Raw genomic sequence first — 7,144 nt, 5'->3', positions numbered from 1 at the left:
GCGGGGGCGCCCCCGCCCAGGAAGCTGCCCGGACAGAGTTCCGATTACACACCCTGTCATAGGTTGGGCACTCAATTATCAAGTATTTAAATCTTTTTTAATTATTTATTAACCCTCTTAAAAATGAATGGATTTATTATGGACGGACGATTGAAGCAAGTTCTTTTGTTCTCTGACCTTTTATTACTGAATATTTCCTTTTTTCTTTCGTACTTCTTGCGTTTTGGATCTTTTACGGAGATACTCAGCGCAGCGCCTGCTTTGTTTCTATTGCAGATCAACGTGTATTGGCTATTGCTGGGAGCCATTTTTACTCCTCATGCACCTCCGCCTAATATCCGCATTACGAAAATCATGGTGAATTACCTGATTGTTATCGCAATTCATTTTCTGCTGATCGCAGCTTTTTTCGCCTTTCAAAAATGGTCTTATGTACCCAGGCTGAATATTTTGTTCACCTATTTAATATTTATTCCAATCATTTTTACCTGGCTGATTTTAAAGGTATACAGCCAGCGGAAGATCGTAATGTCAGGACAGAATATTAAAAATGTAGTAATAGTAGGGTATAGTGATGTGGCTGAAAGCCTGAATTCATATTTCCAGAACTTCCCTTTTTACGGCTTCAATTTTCTTGGCTTTTTTGACGATCGAAATGCTGCCGTTCCAAGTGTGAGGGGTAATATTGCTCAGCTTCCTGCCTATTGCCTGCGAAATAACGTGCATGCGATCTATATATGCCTGCCCAACATTGCATACGATAAGGTGAAGGAAATTGTAGATTTTGGGGAAGAGAATTTCATTAAGGTAAATCTCGTTCCTGACTTTCGTGGATTTTCTGTGAAAGGACTGAAGTTACAGCGTTATAGCCATATTCCGGTGCTGAGTGTCTCGGCCATTCCTTTGGATGATAATTTTAATTGTGTAATGAAACGGGCCTTCGATCTGGGATTTTCGCTCATGTTTCTGTTGCTGGTTTTTTCCTGGCTCTACCCACTTATCGCATTGCTCATCAAGCTGGATTCACCCGGCCCCGCATTTTTCAGGCAGACCCGTGCAGGTAAAGACAATAAGCCCTTTGTTTGTTACAAGTTCAGAACGATGAAGGTGGATGACAAGGATGGTTGGCAGCAGGCAACCAGGAATGATGATAGAATTACAAGGTTTGGCACATTTCTCCGAAGAACCAGCCTGGATGAAATTCCGCAGTTCATCAATGTTTTGCAGGGAGATATGTCCGTAATCGGTCCCCGCCCACATCCTTATCAATTGAACGATGAGTATTATGGTGAGATTCACCGGTTCATGGTCCGGCATTCCATAAAGCCGGGAATTACCGGTCTGGCTCAGGCAAAAGGTTATCGGGGCGAAACCAACACCCCGCATTGTATGCGAAACCGGGTAAGACTGGATCTTTTCTATCTGTCAAACTGGACGTTCAACTTTGATCTCAAAATTATTTGGCTTACCCTTGCCTCTCTCGTAAGAAGCAATGGTAAGGTTTACTAAAAGCAGATATTCCAATGCCCGAACATGCCAGGAATCGTCTTTCACTCCAACTCCTGCACGGAAGAATTTGCATTTTCCTGGTGCTGGGATGGGCTTGCCTTGTGGCCCCTTTGCAATCATTTGCTCAAAAGGATAGCATCTGGTTTTCGCTGGAGAGTTCTGCAGCTTTTTCGGCAAAGGAATATTTGCCTCATTATCTCTATTCCATGTCGCATGGGCTGCTTTCTGTTGATCCCTACATTCTGAAACCTGGTGCCAAATGGAAACACCATTTTTCAGAGGACTTGAATTTCTTTACAGGCTTAGCTGTGTCTGATAAATTTCCTTTGAGCAAAACTTATATTCATGAAGGATATGGTGGAGTAGAATGGAAATTTCTCAGGGCGTGGGCAGGCCGAAAGGAGCAGGTACAGGGGTTGATGAATGACACACTTACATCTGGCTCTTTGGCAAAAAGTGGAAATACTACGCCTGTTCCTATGATAATGATTGAAACGCCAGGATTTGTTGAGGTACCTTTCACGCAGGATTGGTTGCATTTCAAGGCCGGATTTGGACATGGCTGGTTTGGTAATGACCGGTATGCAAAAGGAACATGGCTCCATGAAAAAAGCCTGCATTTTATGTTGAAAGGCAATCTCCCTTTTAGTATGTATGGAGGGTTGCGTCACTATGCGATGTGGGGCGGAACTTCGCCTGTGCTGGGGGAGTTGGACAATAGCTTCGGTGATTTTCTGCGGGTTATCACTGCGAGTAGCGGCAAAAGCAGCGTGGCGGGTGGAGAAAGCGGCAACAGGCTTGGAAATCATCTTGGTGTATTAGAAAAAGGTATTTCCTTTAAATTAGGCGAGGTAAGAATTAAAATTTATGATCAAATTCCTTTTGAAGATCATTCAGGTATAAAATGGTTTTTTAACAGGGACAGGCTTGCTGGGATTGACCTTTCCTTTCAAAATAATAAAATATTTAAAGAAATTGTATACGAATTTATAAATACAAAATATCAATCGGGACCCGGAACTCCGGATCCGCTGGAGCATAGAAGCAATTATGGCCATAAGTATGGGGGCCGTGATGATTATTACAATAATTATTTATATAAAGGCGGCTGGACCTACGGGAATATGGTGTTGGGTTCTCCGCTCATTACCACAATTAACAGAATGCAACAATATCAGCCCCAGTTTTCTGATGCACTTTCCGGAGCTATCGTGAACAACCGGGTGTCAGGCCATCACCTCGGAATTCTCCTTCAACCTAAAAAGTATTTAAGCCTGATGGCTAAATTTACTTATACAAATAATTCAGGCACATACACCGGTTTAAATGGTGGCCGCTTTGAATGGGGAAGTAAGAAAGAGACATTCGATCATGAGAGTTACTTCTTTTTCAAGGGAAAAGATCAATTATATTCCCAGTTAAAAATGCAGATAAAACCCAAAGAAAATTATCCATTGATATTCAATATTGACGTAGCCGCTGACTGGGGTGAACTCTCAGAAAACTGGGGGCTTCAGGCGGGTGTTCAGGTCATGTTAATTGAAAGAATTAAGGACACATCTCAATAATAAATAGACTTTTAATCCCTGTTAATTTTTTAATCGTAAGAAACCTATATTTATTTAGAATTAAAAACATAAAAATAAATCAATTCTAAACCTTCACCTCACCTGCTGAAAAAATCAGATCTTCAGGATATATAATGTCTTCGTCAGAAATAATGGCGGCTCTTTCAATTAATGATTTTAGTTCACGGATGTTACCGGGCCAGTCGTGGAGCAGCAGGGCTTCGATCACCTCCTTGGAAAGTGTTTTTTTGCCCAATCGGTTTGAAGCAGTGAATTCGGCCAGGAAATGCTTAGCCAGGATGATAATGTCGTTTCCCCGGTCGCGCAGGGGCGGAAGATGGATGAGGAATCCCTGGAGGCGGTAAAAAAGATCATCACGAAAAGTACCTTCCTGTACCATTTGCGCCAGGTTTCTATTGGTGGCTGCAATAATGCGCACATCCAGCGGTATTTCTTTATTGCCTCCTACACGTGTTATTTTGCTTTCCTGCAATACACGCAACAACTGGGATTGTATACTCAGATCCATTTCCCCGATCTCATCAAGAAAGATTGTTCCCTTGTGGGACTCTTCAAATTTCCCTATCCTACGGCTGTCGGCTCCGGTAAAAGAGCCTTTCTCGTGGCCGAAAAGTTCGCTTTGCACCAGGTCCTCAGGAATGGCTGCCATATTCACGGCCACAAAAGGATTTCTTTTACGCGGAGAATTATAATGGATGGCATTCGCAATTACCTCTTTTCCTGTCCCGCTTTCTCCTGTGAGCATTACCAGCATATTGGTTTGCTCCACCTTTTGCACCAGGCGAAGTACGGAAAGCACGGGCTTGCTTTCACCGATCATGTGGCGATAGCGGTGGCGGTCTATGATCTTTTCACGAAGCGTTTCCACCTCACGCTGAAGGGTGATTGTCCCGCTCAGGTTTTTAATAGAATTCACAATCTCCACCACTGCGCTTTGGTTTTTTACTATATAGTCTTTCGCGCCCATTTTGTAGGCATGTACTACTACTTCCACGCGCTCCTGGCCTGATACCATTACGGGAATTATATTCTGATTATACCGTTTTAAATGCTCCAGGATCTCTATGCCGGTCATATCCGGCAGGTAGTGGTCAGCGATTACAATATCAGGATTGAGGTGGAGTTGCGCCAGCATATCCGTTCCATTCTTAAATAGTGTTACGTTGTAGTTTCCTTCTTTTTCGAGCGCGCGAGCCACCACCTTACCGAAAATCTCTTCATCCTCAACAAGGAATATGCTGATCATAAAATTTCTGGACATTCTGAGTTTTGCTTTTATATGTGTAGATGCATTCTGTTGAAGCCTCGAAAGTCCCCAGAATAGTTTATTGAACGCCCCGGTTTGTCCGCAATTTCTGTCATTCATCAGGTTGAAGGCGATTGCGATCATTTTATCCAGCCAATCCTTTTTCAATAGCTGAAATGGCAGTTGGATATTTATTGTATTTTAATAATCATTTACAAAATTGAAATACCTGTAATAAAATATTGCCGGATAATATAATTTTCTTGCATCCAAGCAATTCGTAAATAGCCTGTAGCCTCTTGCCGGGAACGGGTTTCATCCATTCAGGTCCTTTTTGTAAGGACTTATAAAATTGCGCGTCTTGCTTTTCTCACCGGACTGTTTTGCGGTTCGGGAATGATATTTCTCTAACAATAGTAAAAGGAGTGAAATACACCAGATTTCTTTGCGGGTGCATCAGCCTGAAACCTGTGCCAGTACTGCAATACCAGATGCTTCGATGCTTTAGAACAAACCCTGACCTTTAATGACATTGATGATAATCTTACATGTGCTCTTTGCAACTTTTAAAGGTATTGCCGCAGGTTTTTTCTGCAAATACTTTTGCCTCGGAAAATTATTAAAGCATTATCATGGAAAAGGGAAAACTTTTGTTTTTAGTGGGATTAATAGGTTTTATGGGCATTGGGAATTGCGCATTTGCCCAAGCTTCGGATGACGGGAAAATGAGGTACAGGATTACGGCAGTGCAATCGGGAAATGAGGATGTGTGGAGCATGAGCAATATTGCAGAAGTGATACCGGCCATGACGGTTTTTGTGCCCAATGCGTTTTCGCCAAATGAGGATGGTTTGAACGAAGAGTTCAAGGTGAAAGGCAGAGGAATTAAATCTTGTAAAATCCAGATATATGATCGCTGGGGCCAGAAGATATATGAAGGTGATAAACTTGATGAAGGCTGGGATGGTACATATAAAGGAAAAGTTGTGGAGAGCAATGCCTACCTTTACCAAGTCTCAGCCATTGGCCACGGAGGAGGGGCAAGGCATATTTCAGGCAGCGTAACCCTGCTAAGATAAGAGCCGAGCCTTTTTCAATAAATAAATTTGAGATGAATTCATGGTTTGTTTTTATTTTCGGCCCTTAAAGTAAAATTTAGCAATCAAATTAAATCCAACAAAAATGACGACCCCAAAGTACAAAAAGGTATTACTGATTGATGACAACGATGTGGATAACTTCGTGAATGAGAAGCTTGTGCGCAACACCGGCTTTGCTCGCGATGTGGACGTATGCGAATCAGCAGGGGAGGCGCTGGACTACCTTAAAAAAACCAGCAAAACACCTGACGAACTTCCTGATATAATTCTTCTGGATATTATGATGCCGGTTATGGATGGGTTCGAGTTCCTTGATGAGTATAAAAATCTTCCTGAAACGGTGACAAAACGGTGCAAGATCGTGATGCTCTCAAGCTCTGAAAGTTTTAAGGATCTTAACCGCGCCAACAGCAACAGGTATGTGTCCAAATTTTTAAATAAACCGCTTAATGAAGACATATTGGGAGCGATAGCGCTCTGATAGGTCAAAAAGTTGAAAGCGATAATTTTAAAATCATGGCAGAGGAAAAAAGCAAAAATGCATTATCACTGCCTGACTCCATTGATCAATCCGCCTACCACGTCAAAACGCGGATCCTTTCTTCCAGCTTGCCTTTCAGCGAACATGCACAGGAATTCACAGCGAAGGACGAGTATGATCTCGAAGATCTTGTTGCAATAGAATATAGCTATGCGTGGGAACCTCAGCACCTGAGCCACGAATGGTGGCAAATGAATGTACATCCTGATGATTTCCCCGAACTGTTGAGAAATCTGGAAGAAGCCATCTCTGCAGGGAAGAGGTTTCTGATGCATGTTCACAGATTCAGAATTTCCCGGGATGAGTTCATTATGGTGATGAACCGGATTGGAATAGCTTACCGGGACGAGGCTGAACCGTTGCGAATTACGGGAGTGATGATTGACATTACTGATCAGCAGCGGACAGAGAACGAACTGGCCATGATGAACTATTCGCTAGGAAGATATGCAGTGGAATTGGCCCGCTCGAATGAAGAGTTGGCGCAATTCGCCTATATCGCTTCGCATGACCTGCAGGAACCTTTGCGAAGTATCAGTGGTTTTGCCGGTCTGCTCGTTGAACGCAGCAGCGGACAGTTGGATGAGAAAAGCCACGAGTTCATCCGGTTTATTGTGGATGGCACAAAGCGAATGCAACTTCTTATCAGGAATTTACTGGAGTATTCGCGCATCACTACCCAAGAGCAAATGCTGAAGGAGGTGAATCTGGATGAAGTCGTGGACAAAGTGCGGTTTGATCTGGCCCGCATCCTGGAGGAGAAAGGAGGAACGATCACTACGCGGAATTTACCTTCAGTGATGGGGGATGAAAACCAGCTCCGGCAACTCTTTCAGAATTTAATTGGTAACGCTGTCAAATTCAAAAAACCTGATGTGCCTCCCGTTATTACCATTACCGCAGAGGAGCAGGAACGCTACTGGCAGATAACAGTGGAGGATAATGGGATTGGAATAGACATGAACAATGGCGAGCGCATATTCCAGGTATTTCAGCGGTTGCACACCCGCGAGGAATATGAAGGCACCGGTATTGGCCTTGCCATCAGCAAGAAAATAGTGGAAAAACATAAAGGAGATATTTGGATGGAATCGCGCCCCGGCCACGGAACCAAATTCCATTTTAGCCTGATAAAATAGTATTGATCATGGATTCAGTT

At 43.1% G+C, this 7,144-nt stretch carries 6 protein-coding genes; 5 read left to right on the top strand and 1 reads right to left on the bottom strand.

The window, feature by feature from the left end; all coding sequences use genetic code 11:
* The first annotated feature begins 123 nt into the window (after positions 1-123).
* Entirely contained in the window at positions 124-1,509 is a 1,386-nt protein-coding gene (locus WD077_08850; protein ID MEX0967334.1) for an undecaprenyl-phosphate glucose phosphotransferase, read from the top strand.
* A gap of 14 nt (positions 1,510-1,523) precedes the next feature.
* Positions 1,524-3,077 carry a capsule assembly Wzi family protein gene (locus tag WD077_08845; GenBank protein MEX0967333.1) on the top strand — a complete coding sequence of 518 codons (1,554 nt, stop codon included), beginning with the start codon at positions 1,524-1,526 and terminating at the stop codon, positions 3,075-3,077.
* An 85-nt stretch (positions 3,078-3,162) separates the two neighbouring features.
* Here the strand turns inward: WD077_08845 and WD077_08840 are convergent, their stop codons facing one another.
* On the bottom strand, positions 3,163-4,512 hold the full coding sequence (locus WD077_08840) for a sigma-54 dependent transcriptional regulator (GenBank protein ID MEX0967332.1): 1,350 nt from the start codon (positions 4,510-4,512) through the stop codon (positions 3,163-3,165).
* Positions 4,513-4,976: 464 nt separating this feature from the next.
* Here WD077_08840 and WD077_08835 point away from each other — a divergent pair, with 464 nt between their 5' ends.
* From WD077_08835 to WD077_08825, 3 genes are all read left to right on the top strand, one after another.
* Positions 4,977-5,423 carry a gliding motility-associated C-terminal domain-containing protein gene (locus WD077_08835; GenBank protein ID MEX0967331.1) on the top strand — a complete coding sequence of 149 codons (447 nt, stop codon included), beginning with the start codon at positions 4,977-4,979 and terminating at the stop codon, positions 5,421-5,423.
* A 103-nt stretch (positions 5,424-5,526) separates the two neighbouring features.
* Entirely contained in the window at positions 5,527-5,925 is a 399-nt protein-coding gene (locus WD077_08830) for a response regulator (GenBank protein ID MEX0967330.1), read from the top strand.
* Between the two features lie 35 nt (positions 5,926-5,960).
* Positions 5,961-7,124, top strand: coding sequence for an ATP-binding protein (locus WD077_08825; protein ID MEX0967329.1), 1,164 nt, complete (start codon positions 5,961-5,963; stop codon positions 7,122-7,124).
* Positions 7,125-7,144 lie beyond the last annotated feature (20 nt).

Source organism: Bacteroidia bacterium (assembly GCA_040880525.1).
Lineage (GTDB): Bacteria > Bacteroidota > Bacteroidia > CAILMK01 > JBBDIG01 > JBBDIG01.
This window is presented reverse-complemented; position numbering and strand designations above follow the sequence as displayed.

Coding starts and splice junctions, on each gene's coding strand:
- WD077_08825 (MEX0967329.1), top strand. CDS start 5,961: ATGGCAGAGGAAAAAAGCAAAAATGCATTATCACTGCCTGACTCCATT.
- WD077_08830 (MEX0967330.1), top strand. CDS start 5,527: ATGACGACCCCAAAGTACAAAAAGGTATTACTGATTGATGACAACGAT.
- WD077_08835 (MEX0967331.1), top strand. CDS start 4,977: ATGGAAAAGGGAAAACTTTTGTTTTTAGTGGGATTAATAGGTTTTATG.
- WD077_08850 (MEX0967334.1), top strand. CDS start 124: ATGAATGGATTTATTATGGACGGACGATTGAAGCAAGTTCTTTTGTTC.
- WD077_08845 (MEX0967333.1), top strand. CDS start 1,524: ATGCCCGAACATGCCAGGAATCGTCTTTCACTCCAACTCCTGCACGGA.